Origin of the sequence: Pseudomonas fuscovaginae SE-1, from assembly GCF_000364705.1 — a bacterium.
Classification (GTDB): Bacteria; Pseudomonadota; Gammaproteobacteria; order Pseudomonadales; family Pseudomonadaceae; genus Aquipseudomonas; species Aquipseudomonas fuscovaginae_A.
This window is the reverse complement of record NZ_AQOH01000084.1, coordinates 17,670-32,654: the sequence shown is the minus strand read 5'-3', so window position 1 is coordinate 32,654 and position 14,985 is coordinate 17,670. Positions and strand designations below refer to the sequence as shown.

Below are 14,985 nucleotides of genomic sequence, written 5' to 3'. Positions count from 1 at the left end.
TTACTCATGGTATGCCCGAACACAAAATTTCTGACAGTCTCCTGGCCGGTAACAGCCTGCCGCCAGGCTGGCCATGCTTTTACCAGGTCGGCCTGATAAATCGACCCCCGTACAGAATCGCAAATTGATTCATCGCGCTTTTCCGGTCATGTGCCGCCAAGCCCCATTCTGTGGAGAAACGGGGACGAATTTATTTTCTTTATCGCCGGGCGTGACGTCAGCCTGACCTCCGTTTCGGGTGATATCACCAACGAACGCACGGTCAGTACCTATGCCAACACCCTCGACGGTTATCTGTATCGCAATGATGTGGTGGACAGGGAAAAACGGGGACGTATTTATTTTCTACTCGACATCACGCACTTGACACGAGTTTATTCACGCTGGTGATTTGCTTGTTCCAAATCATTTCGTAATGGCTCGATTGGATGATCGAGGCAACGTGTCGAGGGGTGGTCAGCGCCCAGCAGATATTGCCCGGCGAACGAACGGAACGATAGCGTAGGCCTGAGGCCTTGGCCTTCTTCACATCACGGCCGAGCGCTCTGGAGGCGCTGTAATCATCTGGTGCGTAAATCGGGTTCGTCATGGGTCGCACAGTGGAGTCCAGTACACCCACCTCATCGAATTGGCAAGTAAGCCCACGAAAGACGAAGCGCTCGTAGTTCAGTTCCTGCACTTTGCTCCAGTACGCCTCTTGGTGATGGCGAACCTCGGCGATAGCCGTATCCATATGGTGTCAGCCAGGTACAGCATGCCGAACGATCCATCGCCGAAGCGGGATCCATCAGGGTTCAAGTGCGTAAATGGCGCGGTGGCATAGGAACAGCCGGTGATGCCAAAAGGGATTTCGCTGAGCGCAATCAGCTTGATGACGCCCACTTCGTTCTGCAGACGAGGATTCGTCAAGGCCTGAACTTGGTAAAGAATATCGAACTCGTCAGCGTTGGCCACGTCATCGAACAGAGCGATAGGAGGAAACTTGGAGTTCACCAGCCGATACGACTTGATGCTGCCCTCCCCGTGGAGCACGTTCAGATCAGCGGCGCTTACCACTGGCCGCCTCGCAATGCGTCAATTCGACGGAAAGTTTCGTACAGGTTGATGAACGAGCCGGTGGCCATGATTTCCAGCGGGGTTCTGTCTTCAAAAAATCGTTGTCGTTGGCCATCCGTGGAAAGCCATACACGTTTTCCGGGTTGTCGAAGATCGTTCTAAGCGCACCATGAACGTTCAGGATGAGGCTGATACGGGCGATCTGGCCATCGTCGGTGGCCTTGCACTGAACACCCTGCACTCCACCATGCAAGAGGACAAACTCAGCGAAATTCACTCCGTACTGGCCATGGCCGCCAAGCAGGTCGGCTATTTCCAGGGGCTGGAAAAGATCGGCAAGCTCAGCCGGGCCGATGCCCAGGCCAAGACCATCGAGGCGGCCCGTGCCGGCGAGCAGGGGCGTGGTTTCGCCGTGGTTGTCGAAGAAGTGCGCAATCTGGCGCGGCGCACCTCGCTGGCGACCGAGGAGATCACCAGCATGATCACCTCGATTCAAAATGACACCGGTTCGGTGGTGGTCAGCATGAACGCGGTCACGCCCCAGGTGATGCAAGGGGGTGCAACTGGCCGAGAAGGCGGTGGATGCCCTGCGTGACATCAACCGGGAGGCGTCGGCCACCCTGGTTCAGGTTCGCGAGGTTGCCACCTCCACCACCGAGCAGAGCCTGGCCAGTGCCAGCGTGGCGGAAAACATCGAGCGCATTTCCAATATGGTCGAGGCTACGGCGGAGTCGGTGACGCATGCCAACAGTAACGTACAATCGCTGGAGCTGAGGGCTTCGGTGTCGCGGTTCGTCCTGTAGGGCGCAACGGTCTCGCTTTCGCTGCCGCGTTGAGTACCTTTCGCGGATAAAACACGGCTCCCACGGACCGTGTTGCTCGACACGGAACTGTAGGAGCGTGGCTTGCCCGCGAACCGTCGAAGGCGGTCAGGGATGGAGTCAAAGACAGTTGGCTCCCACAGTTGCGCATCCAGGCTGATAGGTGTGCTTGTGGGAGTGTCTGTCAGCGCAGCCAGATCTCGCTGACCGAATGATCGCGGGACTTGCGCACCACCAGGTCGGCCCGCTCGCGGGTCGGCAGGATGTTCTCCAGCAGGTTGACCCGGTTGATGTCGTGCCAGATCTGCCGCGCGGCCTCCGGTGCTTCTTCGGGCGACAGGTCGGCCAGTTTGCGGAAGTACGCACCACGGGCCCGGAACGCGGTTTTCTGCAGCAGCAGGAAGCGGTCGACGTACCACTGCTCGATATCCTGCTCGTCGGCATCCAGGTAGATCGAGAAGTCGAAGAAGTCGGAGACGATGGTGTTCGGTCGCGCCCCGTCGTTGCCGTCGGTCTGCAGGACGTTCAGTCCCTCGAAGATCAGGATGTCCGGGCAGTTCACCGTCTGGTACTGGTCCGCGACGATGTCATAGCTGATATGCGAGTAGACCGGCGCCCGCACCTCGCCTTCGCCGGCCTTGATGTCCGCGAGGAATTTGACCATCTGCCGGCGATCGTAGCTTTCCGGGAAGCCCTTGCGGTGCATGATGCCGTCGGCCACCAGCTTGCTGTTGGGGTAGAGGAAGCCGTCGGTGGTGACCAGGGCCACGTTGGGGTGGTCCGGCCAGCGCGCCATCAGCGCCTGCAGCACGCGCGCGAAGGTGCTCTTGCCCACCGCGACGCTGCCGGCGATGGCCAGGATGTACGGGCCGCGCGGGCTGGCGCGGCCGAGAAAGGTGTCCTTGATGCCGGCCAGGTTGCGGGCCGCGCCGACATGCAGGCTGATCAGCCGCGACAGCGGCAGGTAGACATTGGCAACGTCCTCGAGGGAAATGTCCTCGTTGACTCCGCGCAGGGCCGCCAGGTCGTCTTCCGACAGCGTCAACGGCGTGCTGGCGCGCAGGCCGGCCCACTCCGTGCGGCTCATTACCAGATAGTCATCAGCGGTCATCGGTTGTTGTCCCACGTCTTGTTCGATCGGCTGATTATCCAACGAGTTGCCCCTGTCTGTCCGAAGGTCAGAATAATCTTTTGAATCCATTGGATATTCTGTAGCCTTGCGGCGCTGAAAAGCACTCCATGCCTGATGGATTCACCCTCCCGGTCGCTGTGCGCTTCACCTAATATCCCGTTTCGGAAAGAGGCGGGGGCCGGGGTATACTCGACTTTCGCGCTCACGCGCCTGCAGGTCTTGCGAACATGACGCAGATTTCCGAACGCCTTCTGGTTCAAGCCCACCTCGACGCCAAGCAACCCAAACCGTTGAGTGCCGAGCAGGAGGCGACGCTCCGTGCCGAGATCGCCGCCGAGCTCAAGGCTCAGGACGCGGTGCTGGTGGCCCACTTCTATTGCGACCCGATCATCCAGGCCCTGGCCGAGGAGACCGGTGGTTGCGTCTCCGACTCCCTGGAAATGGCCCGTTTCGGCGCCGCGCATCCGGCCAAGACCGTGCTGGTGGCGGGCGTGCGTTTCATGGGCGAGACGGCGAAGATCCTCACCCCGGAAAAACGCATCCTGATGCCGACCCTGGAGGCGACCTGCTCGCTGGACCTGGGCTGCCCGGTGGATGAGTTCTCCGCCTTCTGCGATCAGCATCCGGAGCGCACCGTGGTGGTGTATGCCAACACCTCGGCGGCGGTCAAGGCGCGGGCGGACTGGGTAGTCACCTCAAGCTGCGCGCTGGAAATCGTCGAGAGCCTGATGGACAACGGCGAGAAGATCATCTGGGCGCCGGACAAGCATCTGGGCCGCTACATCCAGAAGCAGACCGGTGCCGACATGCTGCTGTGGGACGGTGCCTGCATCGTGCACGAGGAGTTCAAGTCCCGCCAGCTGGAGGACATGAAGGCGCTGTATCCCGATGCGGCGATCCTGGTGCATCCGGAGTCGCCCGAGTCGGTGATCGACCTGGCCGACGCGGTCGGCTCCACCAGCCAGTTGATCAAGGCGGCGCAGACCCTGCCGAACAAGACCTTCATCGTCGCCACCGACCGCGGCATCTTCTACAAGATGCAGCAGCTGTGCCCGGACAAGGTGTTCATCGAGGCGCCGACGGCCGGTAACGGCGCGGCTTGCCGCAGCTGCGCGCACTGCCCGTGGATGGCGATGAACACCCTGGAGCGCACGCTGCAGTGTCTGCGTGAGGGCAGTAACGAGATTTTCGTCGATCCGTCGGTCATTCCGCGGGCGGTGCGGCCGTTGAAGCGGATGCTGGACTTCACCCAGGCGGCGCGGATGAAGCTGAGCGGCAACGCCTGAGCCGTAGTGGCTCTGTGAGGTGTGCGGGCTTTGCGTGAGGCTTGGCGGCCTCTTCGCGGCGCTTCGGCGCCCCGACAAGCCACGCTCCTACAGTGGGCGGTGTCGTACGCAAAATAACCTGTACCGATCGTTCCCACGCTCCGCGTGGGAACGCCTCCCGGGACGCTTGGCGTCCGCCCTGGTGACGCGGAGCGTCACGGGCTGCATTCCCACGCGGAGCGTGGGAACGATCATTTGAGGGTGATGCCTCAGCCGCCCATCATGTCCTTGACCAGGCGTTCCTGGTCGATCATTTCCTTCTGCCGTGCATCGATCCGCGAGGCCAGCTGGAAGTTCGGCGCCCGGCGCTTGGCGAAGTCCAGTTGCTGGATCGCCTGCTTGTAATCGCCCACCAGGGCGAAGTACTCGGCGCGCGCCTGGTGCAGGCCGATGATGTTGCCTGACTGGCCACGGGTTTCGGCGATCTGGTACCAGATGTCCGGGTCATCCGAGCGCGTCTTGAGCAGGTCGACCAGCACCTTCTCCGCTTCGGCGGGCTTGTTCTGCTTGCCCAGCAGGTCGACCTGGAGCTGCTTGAGCGGATAGTTGCCCGGGTACAGGGCCAGCATCCGGTCGGTCCGTTGCGCGGCATCCGGCAGGCGGCCGCTGCTGATGTCGAGTTCTATCTGGGCCAGGTTGTAGATGATTTCGTTGGGCGACTTGGCCAGCAGCTGCTTGAGGTTCTCTCGTGCGTCGTTCAACTGGCTGCCTTTGATCTGGGCGATGGCCAGGCCGTAGCGGGCGATGTCGGACTTGGGGTTCTCGTCCAACTGGGCGCGGAAGCGCTTGGCCGCCAGGCCCGGTGAGTCCTCATAGGAGAGCATCACGCGAGCACGGATCAGTTGGTAGCGCAGGCTGTCCTCGATGCCGCCGGGCTTGGCCTGTTCGGCGCGGTTGCGGGTGTCGGCGATCCGCGACTCGGTGACCGGGTGGGTCAGCAGGAATTCCGGAGGCTTGGCATCGAAGCGGTAGATGCGCATCAGGCGTTCGAACATGGTCGGCATGTTGCGCGGGTCGTAGCCGGCCTTCTCCAGGTTGAGAATGCCGATCCGGTCGGCCTCCTGCTCGTTCTGCCGGGAGAAGCGCTGCTTCTCCTGGAAGGCGGCGGCCTGGGTCCCGGCAATGGTGGCGATCCCTGCATCGCCACCGCCAGCCGCGGCGATGACTATACCGGTCAGCAACGCTGCCATCATCGGCAGTTGCATGCGTTGCTGGGCTTCGACGCCACGGGCGAAGTGGCGTTGCGACAAGTGTGCCAGTTCGTGGGCCAGTACCGAGGCGTATTCGCCTTCGGTCTGGGCGTTGAGGAACAGGCCGCCGTTGATGCCGATGATCCCGCCCGGCGCGGCGAAGGCGTTGAGCTGGTTGCTGTCGATCAGGATGAATTCCAGGCGCCGGTCCTGCACCTGGCTGGTTTCGACCAGCTTGTAGACCGTGGTTTCCACGTAGTCCTTGAGCTGCGGATCGTTCAGTTGCTTGACCTGGCTGCGCAGCAGGCTCAGCCAGGCACGCCCCAGCTGGTACTCCTGCTGGGGGGAGACAATGGCGGAGCTGGCGTCTCCGAGCGAGGGCAGGTCATCGGCGAAGCCGGGGGAGGCGAGCAGGCAGGCGAGCGTCAGCAGGGTGGGGCGCAGAAATGTCATGCACGGGGCTCTGGTTCGGCAAAAGCCTTACTGTAGCCGCACACCACGTCGACGACCAGAGGTGGCACCGCTTGGGGTATCCTAGACGGCTTGAACCTTCCGATCCGATACGCCGCCAGGAGTGAAGCAATGACCGACGCTGTAGAGTACGACGCCGAGCTGGATGCCAGTGGCCTGAATTGCCCGCTGCCACTGCTCAAGGCCAAGCTCGAGCTCAATCGCCTGGCCAGCGGCGCGGTGCTCAAGGTTATCGCCACCGATGCCGGTTCGCAGCGCGATTTTCGCACCTTCGCCAAACTGGCCGGGCATGCGCTGTTGCGCGAAGAGGAAGACGCCGGGGTCTATCGCTACTGGCTGCGCAAGGCCTGAAGCGCCAGCACTGAAATCGTTAGGGATTATTGATGTTCAAAGTGTTACGTGACTGGATCCAGCGCTACTTCTCCGATGAGGAGGCGGTGGTTTTGGCGGTCCTGCTGTTCCTGGCCTTCACCGCTGTGCTGACCCTGGGCAAGATGCTCGCGCCGGTCCTGGCGGGCATGGTCCTGGCCTACCTGATGCAGGGGCTGGTATTTGGCCTGGAGCGCATGCGCCTGCCCGGTGCGGCGGCGGTTGGCCTGGTGTTCGCGTTGTTCATGGGCTGTCTGCTGCTGTTCATGCTGGTGGTGGTGCCGCTGCTCTGGCACCAGTTGATCACGCTGTTCAATGAGCTGCCGGGGATGCTTGCCAAGTGGCAGTCGCTGCTGCTGTTGTTACCCGAGCGTTATCCACACCTGGTGTCCGACGAGCAGGTGCTGCAGGCAATCGAAGTGGCACGGGGCGAAATCGGCAAATTCGGCCAGTGGGCGCTGACCTTCTCGCTGTCCAGCCTGCCGCTGCTGGTCAACATGATGATCTACCTGGTGCTGGTGCCGATCCTGGTGTTCTTTTTCCTCAAGGACCGGGCGAAGATCCGTGACTGGGTGCGCGGCTACCTGCCGCGCGAGCGGGCGCTGATCACCCGGGTGGCGGAGGAAATGAACCGGCAGATCGCCAACTACATCCGGGGCAAGGTGATCGAGATCATCATCTGCGGCGGGGTCACCTACATCGCCTTCGTTGCGCTGGGCCTCAACTATGCCGCCTTGCTGGCGCTGCTGGTGGGGCTGTCGGTGGTGGTGCCGTATGTCGGCGCGGTGGTGGTGACCGTGCCCGTGACGCTGATCGCGCTGTTCCAATGGGGCTGGAGCGACCAGTTCATCTACCTGATGGCGGTCTACGGGATTATCCAGACGCTCGACGGCAACGTGCTGGTGCCGCTGCTGTTTTCCGGCGCGGTGAACCTGCACCCGGTGGCGATCATCTGCGCGGTGCTGTTGTTTGGTGGGCTGTGGGGTTTCTGGGGCGTGTTTTTCGCCATTCCGCTGGCGACGCTGTTCAAGGCCGTACTGGATGCCTGGCCGCGCAAGGAACCGGTGGTGGCGCCGCTGCTGTAGGGGGATTGGCTTTTTTGTGGGAGCGGGCTTGCCCGCGAAGCGTTTGGCGGGCTTGCGGGCCTCTTCGCGAGCAAGCCCTGCTCCTACAGTTCGGTGTCGATCACAACATTTACGTATTACACCAACCTTTAGGAGCAGGCGGTGCGGCGATCCGACTTGCCCGCGAAGCTTCTAGCGGCCCAACCGGTCAGGCCTTGTCCAGCGCCTGGGCCGCCGCCAGCACTGCGTCGACGTGGCCGGGTACCTTCACGCCACGCCATTCCTGGCGCAGCACGCCTTTCGCATCGATCAGGAAGGTGCTGCGGTCGACACCCAGGTATTCCTTGCCGTAGAGCTTCTTCAGCTTGATCACGTCGAACAGTTGGCAGACCGCTTCATCCTTGTCGCTGATCAGCTCGAAGGGAAACGCCTGCTTGCACTTGAAGTTCTCGTGGGACTTCAGGCTGTCGCGCGAGACACCGAAAATCTCGGTGTTGGCCGCCTGGAACGCCGCGTACTGGTCGCGAAAGCCCTGGCCCTCGGTGGTGCAGCCGGGAGTGCTGTCCTTGGGGTAGAAATAGATCACCACCTGCTTGCCCTTCAAGTCGGACAGGCTGACGGTCTTGCCGCTGGTGGCAGGTGCCTGGAAATCGGTTACGGCTTCATTGAGGACGACGGCCATGCGGGCTCCTTACATGGGGTTCTGTGGGCGCCAGGGTTCGATCAGCGCATCGAGGTTCATCGCGTCGGCGAAGTCCAGGAACTGGTCGCGCAACCAACTGATCTGCACGCCGGGCGGCAGGGTCACGGTGAAGGTGGCGTTGAGCATGGTCCCACCGGTGTGCGGGGCCAGGTAGGTGTCGCAGGTCAGGTTCTCCAGCTCGACATTGTGGTCGATGAAGAACTGGCACAGTTCGTTGATGATGTCCGAACGGTAGGCCGAGCTGACATAGGCGACGTAGGGCAGGGCCTGGGGACGGTTCTCCAGGGCGCCGCTGCGCACCACGTTGATGGTCAGGTTGTGCTTCTTCGCCAGGTTCGGCAGGGCGGCCTCGAGGCGCGCCAGGGCGTCCCAGTTGCCGGAAATCTGCAGGACCAGCGCGCTGTACTCGCCATGGCGGGTCAGGCGCGAGGTCACCACGGCGCAGCGGTTTTCATGGCTGGCGCGGCACAGGACGTTGGTCAGCTCCATGGGATTGGCGCCGAGGGCACTGATGACAAGGAATTGTTCGCGGACAGTGGGGGTGGACATGCAGCATTCCTAAAGCGATGAGCGGTCGGTACGTCGGGGTGTCATGGTTCGGGTCCTGTTCGGCACGATTCTCGACCGTCGAGAAACGCATCGACCCCCCTGCATCGGCCCCTCAGGCACGGGCGAGAGCGGGCGGCGGCAAGGCTGGAGCGGGTTTCGGGCAGCGAAAAGGGAGTCTGGAACCCGGCACATGACTGACTCAGTACCGATCAAAGTCTGAAGGGTAGCGAAAACCGGCGCCAAGGGGAATGCTCATGGCGAGTACTTCGCTTGTACAAGGCTGATGGCGCCAGTACCATTACCGCTCTCTTTTTCCGGCAGGAGCGGTTGCATGATTGCGGGCAGTATGGTGGCACTGGTCACACCCATGGATGCACAGGGTAATCTTGACTGGGACAGCCTGACCAAGCTGGTGGACTTCCACCTGCAAAACGGCACCAATGCCATTGTCGCGGTCGGCACCACGGGTGAGTCGGCGACCCTCGACGTGCACGAGCACATCGAAGTCATCCGTCGCGTGGTCGACCAGGTGGCCGGGCGCATTCCGGTGATCGCCGGCACGGGCGCCAACTCCACGCGTGAAGCGATCGAGCTGACCACCAACGCGAAAAACGCCGGCGCCGATGCCTGCCTGCTGGTGACCCCGTACTATAACAAGCCGACCCAGGAAGGCCTCTACCAGCATTTTCGCGCGATCGCCGAGGCGGTCGACATCCCGCAGATCCTCTACAACGTGCCGGGCCGTACCGCTTGCGACATGCAGGCCGAGACCGTGATCCGCCTGTCGAGCGTGCCGAACATCATCGGCATCAAGGAAGCCACCGGCGATCTGGCACGTGCCAAGGCGATCCTGGCCGGTGTGAGCGGCGATTTCCTGGTCTACTCCGGTGACGACGCCACCGCGGTCGAGCTGATGCTGCTCGGCGGCAAGGGCAATATCTCGGTGACCGCCAACGTCGCCCCGCGTGACATGAGCGAACTGTGCGCCGCCGCGCTGCGTGGCGATGCCGACAGCGCCCGCGCGATCCACCAGAAACTGATGCCGCTGAACAAGACTCTGTTCATCGAATCCAACCCGATCCCCGTGAAGTGGGCGCTGCATGAGATGGGCCTGATGCCGGACGGCATCCGTCTGCCGCTCACCTGGCTCAGCAGCACCTGTCACGAACCGCTGCGGCAGGCCATGCGCCAGTCCGGCGTCCTGGTTTAATTGAGGAAACACACCGCATGAAGCGATTGGCCGGACTTTCCGCACTTGCCTTGATTATCTCCAGTACCAGCGGCTGTGGCTGGCTTTGGGGCCCGGAAGGTTATTTCCGCGACCGTGGCAGCGATTACCTGGAGGCGCAACAGACGCCAGCCATGCAACTGCCGCCGGACATCACCACGGGCAAGCGTCTTGACCCGTTGTTGCCGATCCCGCGCAACGTCGCCAGCGAAACCGTCAAGGGTCCGTACGAGGTGCCGCGTCCGCAACCGTTGCAGGTCGCGGCCAGTGCCAGCGACTACAGCCTGCAGAAGAGCGGCGATTCGAGCTGGATCCTCGGCCAGCACCCGCCAGCGGAAGTCTGGTCGGTGGCCATGCAGTTCTTCCAGGACAACGGCTTCCGTATCGACTCGCAACGTCCGCAGACCGGTGAGTTCACCACCGCCTGGCAGCACTCCGACGAACTCTCGGCGAGCCTGGCCAAGCGCCTGGGCAGCAGCGGCGCGGCCGGCAACGAAACCCGCGTGCGGGTCCGTATCGAGCCGGGTGTGCAGCGCAACACCAGCGAAATCTACGTGGTCAGCGCCGAGCGTCCGGTGGGCAGCACGGCCAATGTCGACTTTACCGCGCGTTCGGTCAACACCGGCCTGGATTCGGCCCTGGTCGACGAGATGCTGTCGAGCATGAGCCGCAGCGCCGAGAAGGGCGGTTCGGTGTCCCTGCTGGCCGCCCGCGACTTCGATACCCCGAGCCGCGTCAGCCTGAGCCAGGACGGCAGCGGCAACCCGATGCTCAACGTCGGCGAAGACCTCGACCGCGCCTGGTCCAGCGTTGGCCGTGCCCTGGAACAGGGGCCATGGCGTGTCGAAGACATCAACCGCAGCCTGGGCCTGTACTACATCAACCTGGCGGAAAAAGCCGAGCGCAAGAACGAAGAGCCTGGCTTCTTCGGCAAGCTGTTCGGCAGCAAACCGGCCAAGGAAGAGATCGAAGCCCGTGCCGAGCGTTACCAGGTTCGCCTGAGCAAGGTCGGCGACAGCGTGCAGGTCACCGTCGAGAAAGACATCAACACCGTGGCGCCGGCTGACGTGGCGCGTCGTGTGCTGGGCGTGATTCAGGACAACCTGGGCTGATTGCAGATGCGTTTTGCCGTTCTCGGCAGTGGTAGCCAAGGGAACGGCACACTGATAGCCAGTGGTGAGACCTGTGTACTGGTCGATTGTGGGTTCTCCCTGCGGGAAACCGAGCGACGCCTGGCGCGCCTGGGTGTGCACCCGGCGCAACTGAGCGCGATCCTGGTGACCCACGAACATGCCGACCATGTGCATGGCGTGGGTATGCTGTCCCGGCGCTACAATCTACCGGTGTACCTCAGCCGCGGCACCTTGCGCGGGATGCGCAAGCCGGTCGAGCCGGCGGGCTTCGTGGCCGGGGGAGAGACCTTGCGGATCGGTTCGCTGGCGATCGACGTCGTCGCCGTGGCCCACGATGCTCTGGAACCGACGCAGTACGTGTTCAGCGACGGCCAGCGGCGTTTCGGCCTGCTGACCGACCTGGGTTCGTACTGTGCGACCGTCATGGACAGCTACAGCGGCCTCGATGCATTGATGATCGAGGCCAATCATTGCCGCGACCTGCTGGCACGGGGGCATTACCCGTACTTTCTCAAGCAGCGGGTGGGTGGTGAACAAGGACATCTGAACAACCACCAGGCCGCAAGCCTGGTGGCCGAGCTGGGCTGGCAGGGCCTGCAGCACCTGGTGCTGGCCCACCTGAGCAGCAAGAACAACCTGCCGCAGCTGGCCCGGCAATGTTTTGTCGACACCCTCGGGTGCGACCCGGACTGGCTGCAACTGGCCGATCAAGATTCAGGGCTCGACTGGCGACACATCGCCGGGCCCAACAACTTAACAAGCGGAGCCCATCATGGAAAAACGTGAAGAACTCTACCGCGGCAAAGCCAAGTCGGTTTACAAGACCGACGACGCCGACCGCTTGATCCTGCTGTTTCGCAACGACACCTCGGCGTTCGACGGCAAGCGTATCGAACAGCTCGATCGCAAGGGCATGGTGAACAACAAGTTCAACGCCTTCATCATGCAGAAACTCGAAGCGGCCGGCGTACCGACCCAGTTCGACAAGCTGCTGGGCGACAACGAGTCGCTGGTGAAGAAGCTCGACATGATCCCGGTGGAATGCGTGGTGCGCAACTACGCGGCCGGCAGCCTGGTCAAGCGCCTGGGTGTGGAAGAGGGCATGAAGCTCAACCCCTACACCTTCGAACTGTTCCTCAAGGACGACGCCAAGGGCGACCCGTTCATCAACGAATCCCACGTCGTGGCGTTCGGCTGGGGCACTGCCGAGCAATTGGCGCGCATGAAGGAGCTGTCGCTCAAGGTCAACGAGATCCTGAGCAAGCTGTTCGATGACGCCGGCCTGCTGCTGGTCGACTTCAAGCTGGAATTCGGCGTGTTCAGCGACGGTTCCATCGTCCTGGGCGACGAGTTCAGCCCGGACGGCTGCCGCTTGTGGGACAAGGACACCAAGAAGAAGATGGACAAGGACCGCTTCCGCCAGGGCCTCGGTGACGTCATCGAAGCCTACGAAGAAGTCGCCCATCGCCTGGGGGTACCGCTGTAATCGACGCAAGCATCTGATAGCACGGAATTTTTTTGCTTCAGGGGGTTCGCTTCCGGCAAAAGTGTTGATATGATGCGCGCCATTGGAGAGATGCCAGAGTGGCCGAATGGGACGGATTCGAAATCCGTTGTACCTTCGCGGGTACCTAGGGTTCGAATCCCTATCTCTCCGCCATACATGAAAAGCCCCTGAAGTCGCGAGACTCCAGGGGCTTTTTCATTCCCGGCACAAAGGTCTTCTGCTTCCTCGTAGCTGCGACGCGATACCGCGCCTCGAACCCTTTCAGGTTGTCACACCCGACCACAGGATTGACTGTGGCGAGACTGGGCTAGTGGCGGCGATGCCAATCTAATAGTCAGGTATCGGCTACGCAATGGAAGTGCGGGTCTTATTGTTTTGTAGGAGTTTTCGCGTTGCGGGGCAGTTGTCCCCCTTCATCGATCGGCCTGTTACGGATTCACCTGGTGTCCGTTGCACGCCGCATGGGGCTTCGCGTTTTCTGCTGGCGGGCCTGAGCGGTGAGAGATCACCTTTGACAGGCCCACTCCCAGGGCCCGCAGCACCCGCAGGACAGTCGACAGTTTCGGGTCGCCGCCGGTCGCCAGGGACCGGTAGAGATTCGGCCTGGCCAGGCCGGTGTGCTGAGAGAGGCTGCTCATGCCACCTCTTGCCTCTACCAGGCGACGGATGGCGATGAGAAACGCGTCTTCCCCTCCGGCTTCATCGATTTCCTCGAGGGCGACAGACAGGTATTCAAGGGCAAATGTTTCGTCGTCTCGAAGCATCTCAAGAACGCTGGCTTCGTGAGAGCGGGTCCGGGTTGTCATTTTCCTTTCACCTTGTGAGTTATCCAGAGAGCCTTGGCTTGATTGATGTCGTTCTGCTGTCTGTCCTTTGAGCCTCCACCCAGCAGCAAAATGACCTTGCGACCCGCTATTGCGTAATAGATTCGATAGCCCGGGCCCCAATCGAGCTTCATCTCAAAAACGCCATCGCCTACCGGCTCGGTGACCCCGAAGTGACCGAGGGAGGCCCGGTCGACCCGGGCGGTGATTCTTGCCCGGGTTCGGACATCACGCACGCTATCGAGCCAGGCCTGGTAGATATCCACGCCATTGGCAGACAGTAAGTGTTCCACTTCGTACATGCCGATTGTACCTTAAAAGATACACTTGGGTGATTGGATTTTTGTATGGGTGGCGGTGAGCGGCTGAGGTGATGACCCCTGTATTGGCATCGTCGCGAGGTGTTCTGCTGGTGGCCTTGCAAGGCCTGGACGTGTCAGGGACGAGGCTCGAAGGGGCAGTGATGAAGTCAGGCTAGCGCTGGCGGTATTGGCCTGGCAGTCAGGCGCAGGCTCCACGTCATCCAGTGCGACTCTTGTTGCTTCGTAGGTTTTTTCGCCGTGCGAGCGCTGTGCGGGTCCGCGCGCCCTTTACTGTGCGGGATTTCCTCAAATACCCCTTGTACACTGGGTGGTGTTCCGGGGAGAGGGGAGTAACGGATGAATCGCAACGAGCTGCGCAAGGCCGACATCAACCTGATGGTGGTGTTCGAGGCGCTGATGCTGGAGCGTAATGTCACGCGGGTGGCGGAAAAGCTCTTTCTGGGCCAGCCGACCATCAGCTCGGCGCTCAATCGCCTGCGGGCGATGTTCAACGATCCGCTGTTCATTCGTGTCGGCCATCGCATGGAGCCGACCGCCCGGGCCGAGGAGCTCATCCAGTACCTGTCGCCGGCCCTCGACTCGTTGTCCAATGCCCTGAGCCTGACCCACGATTTCGACCCGGCCAGCAGTACCATGACCTTCCGCATCGGGCTGTCGGATGACGTCGAGTTCGGCCTGTTGCCCAACCTGTTGCGCGCCCTGCGCCAGGAGGCGCCGAATGTGATGATCGTGGTTCAGCATGTCGACTACTGGCGTATCCCGGACCTGCTCGCCTCCGGCGATATCACCGTCGGTATCAGCCAGACCCGCGGCCTGCCGGCCAACGCCAAGCGCAAGCTGCTGCGGCATATCCGGCCGATGCTGCTGCGCGCCGATGCCTCGTCGACGCCCATGAGCCTGGATGAGTACTGTGCCCGTCCGCATGTGCTGGTGTCCCATACGGCGAACGTCAGCAGCCTGGCCGATGAATGGCTGGCGGAAATCGGCCGCAAGCGCCATGTGGTGCTGTCGGTGCCGCAATACAGTGCCTTGCCGGCCTTGCTGGCGGGGACCGACCTGATCGCCGGCCTGCCGGACTACGCGGCGTTGGCCATGGCCGCGTCGGGCTCGGTGTTCGCCGAACCGCTGCCGTTCAAGACGCCGACCCTCGACCTGTCGATGGTCTGGCTTGGCATCGTCGACACCGACCCGGCCGAGCGCTGGCTGCGCTCGCGTCTGGAGAAATTCATGAGCGACCGCTTGCCCCCGGCGCTTGCGTGAGGTTTTTCTGACCGCTTCGACAGGTCGCGT

The 14,985-nt window shown here is 62.1% G+C and carries 16 protein-coding genes, 1 tRNA gene and 2 pseudogenes; 11 read left to right on the top strand and 8 right to left on the bottom strand.

Annotation, left to right across the window (positions count from 1 at the left end):
- Positions 1-355 precede the first annotated feature (355 nt).
- Together K675_RS30580 and K675_RS33570 are read right to left on the bottom strand one after the other, a co-directional pair.
- Positions 356-1,056: pseudogene (locus K675_RS30580) on the bottom strand (RES family NAD+ phosphorylase).
- Positions 1,050-1,270, bottom strand: a pseudogene (locus K675_RS33570) (hypothetical protein); the annotation flags it as partial. The pseudogenes K675_RS33570 and K675_RS30580, both read right to left, overlap by 7 nt.
- On the opposite strand from K675_RS33570, the gene K675_RS33900 reads away from it, so the two are divergent.
- Positions 1,226-1,651: a methyl-accepting chemotaxis protein gene (locus K675_RS33900; protein WP_017903390.1), complete on the top strand. Its 426-nt coding sequence runs from the start codon at positions 1,226-1,228 to the stop codon at positions 1,649-1,651. The pseudogene K675_RS33570 and the gene K675_RS33900 sit on opposite strands and share 45 nt — an antisense overlap.
- Entirely contained in the window at positions 1,614-1,859 is a 246-nt protein-coding gene (locus tag K675_RS32740) for a hypothetical protein (protein ID WP_017903389.1), read from the top strand. The genes K675_RS33900 and K675_RS32740 overlap by 38 nt, the downstream gene beginning before the upstream one ends.
- Before the next feature lie 202 nt (positions 1,860-2,061).
- On the opposite strand, the gene coaA is transcribed toward K675_RS32740, so the two are convergent.
- Positions 2,062-2,988 carry a type I pantothenate kinase gene (gene coaA / locus K675_RS0110040; protein WP_026145077.1) on the bottom strand — a complete coding sequence of 309 codons (927 nt, stop codon included), beginning with the start codon at positions 2,986-2,988 and terminating at the stop codon, positions 2,062-2,064.
- 248 nt (positions 2,989-3,236) lie between these two features.
- Here coaA and nadA point away from each other — a divergent pair, with 248 nt between their 5' ends.
- On the top strand, positions 3,237-4,295 hold the full coding sequence (gene nadA / locus K675_RS0110035; protein WP_017903387.1) for a quinolinate synthase NadA: 1,059 nt from the start codon (positions 3,237-3,239) through the stop codon (positions 4,293-4,295).
- A 248-nt stretch (positions 4,296-4,543) separates the two neighbouring features.
- Here nadA and K675_RS0110030 read toward each other — a convergent pair whose 3' ends face one another.
- Entirely contained in the window at positions 4,544-5,977 is a 1,434-nt protein-coding gene (locus tag K675_RS0110030) for a M48 family metalloprotease (protein ID WP_017903386.1), read from the bottom strand.
- 129 nt (positions 5,978-6,106) lie between these two features.
- On the opposite strand from K675_RS0110030, the gene K675_RS0110025 reads away from it, so the two are divergent.
- Complete coding sequence (locus K675_RS0110025; RefSeq protein WP_017903385.1) at positions 6,107-6,346, top strand: sulfurtransferase TusA family protein; 240 nt, start codon at positions 6,107-6,109, stop codon at positions 6,344-6,346.
- Between the two features lie 32 nt (positions 6,347-6,378).
- Positions 6,379-7,449, top strand: a complete 1,071-nt coding sequence (locus K675_RS0110020) for an AI-2E family transporter (protein ID WP_017903384.1) — start codon at positions 6,379-6,381, stop codon at positions 7,447-7,449.
- A gap of 187 nt (positions 7,450-7,636) precedes the next feature.
- On the opposite strand, the gene K675_RS0110015 is transcribed toward K675_RS0110020, so the two are convergent.
- Both K675_RS0110015 and K675_RS0110010 read right to left on the bottom strand, forming a co-directional pair.
- Entirely contained in the window at positions 7,637-8,110 is a 474-nt protein-coding gene (locus tag K675_RS0110015) for a peroxiredoxin (protein WP_017903383.1), read from the bottom strand.
- Between the two features lie 9 nt (positions 8,111-8,119).
- Positions 8,120-8,680: a glycine cleavage system protein R gene (locus K675_RS0110010; RefSeq protein WP_017903382.1), complete on the bottom strand. Its 561-nt coding sequence runs from the start codon at positions 8,678-8,680 to the stop codon at positions 8,120-8,122.
- A 331-nt stretch (positions 8,681-9,011) separates the two neighbouring features.
- Between K675_RS0110010 and dapA the strand changes: the two genes are divergently transcribed.
- The 5 genes from dapA (at position 9,012) to K675_RS0109985 (ending at position 12,701) form a co-directional block, all read left to right on the top strand.
- The gene (dapA, locus tag K675_RS0110005) at positions 9,012-9,890 is read left to right on the top strand and encodes a 4-hydroxy-tetrahydrodipicolinate synthase (RefSeq protein ID WP_017903381.1); all 879 of its coding nucleotides are present in this window, start codon (positions 9,012-9,014) and stop codon (positions 9,888-9,890) included.
- A 17-nt stretch (positions 9,891-9,907) separates the two neighbouring features.
- The gene (bamC, locus tag K675_RS0110000) at positions 9,908-11,020 is read left to right on the top strand and encodes an outer membrane protein assembly factor BamC (protein WP_017903380.1); all 1,113 of its coding nucleotides are present in this window, start codon (positions 9,908-9,910) and stop codon (positions 11,018-11,020) included.
- Between the two features lie 6 nt (positions 11,021-11,026).
- Positions 11,027-11,827 carry an MBL fold metallo-hydrolase gene (locus K675_RS0109995; RefSeq protein ID WP_026145076.1) on the top strand — a complete coding sequence of 267 codons (801 nt, stop codon included), beginning with the start codon at positions 11,027-11,029 and terminating at the stop codon, positions 11,825-11,827.
- The gene (gene purC, locus K675_RS0109990) at positions 11,814-12,527 is read left to right on the top strand and encodes a phosphoribosylaminoimidazolesuccinocarboxamide synthase (protein WP_010450180.1); all 714 of its coding nucleotides are present in this window, start codon (positions 11,814-11,816) and stop codon (positions 12,525-12,527) included. Before K675_RS0109995 ends, purC begins: the two co-directional genes overlap by 14 nt.
- A gap of 84 nt (positions 12,528-12,611) precedes the next feature.
- Positions 12,612-12,701, top strand: a tRNA-Ser gene (locus K675_RS0109985).
- A gap of 275 nt (positions 12,702-12,976) precedes the next feature.
- Here the strand turns inward: K675_RS0109985 and K675_RS30570 are convergent.
- Together K675_RS30570 and K675_RS0109975 are read right to left on the bottom strand one after the other, a co-directional pair.
- Complete coding sequence (locus tag K675_RS30570; protein ID WP_017903378.1) at positions 12,977-13,354, bottom strand: addiction module antidote protein; 378 nt, start codon at positions 13,352-13,354, stop codon at positions 12,977-12,979.
- The gene (locus K675_RS0109975; protein ID WP_017903377.1) at positions 13,351-13,674 is read right to left on the bottom strand and encodes a type II toxin-antitoxin system RelE/ParE family toxin; all 324 of its coding nucleotides are present in this window, start codon (positions 13,672-13,674) and stop codon (positions 13,351-13,353) included. The genes K675_RS30570 and K675_RS0109975 overlap by 4 nt, the downstream gene beginning before the upstream one ends.
- A gap of 357 nt (positions 13,675-14,031) precedes the next feature.
- Here K675_RS0109975 and K675_RS0109970 point away from each other — a divergent pair, with 357 nt between their 5' ends.
- Positions 14,032-14,955, top strand: coding sequence for a LysR family transcriptional regulator (locus K675_RS0109970; protein WP_017903376.1), 924 nt, complete (start codon positions 14,032-14,034; stop codon positions 14,953-14,955).
- Positions 14,956-14,985: the final 30 nt, after the last annotated feature.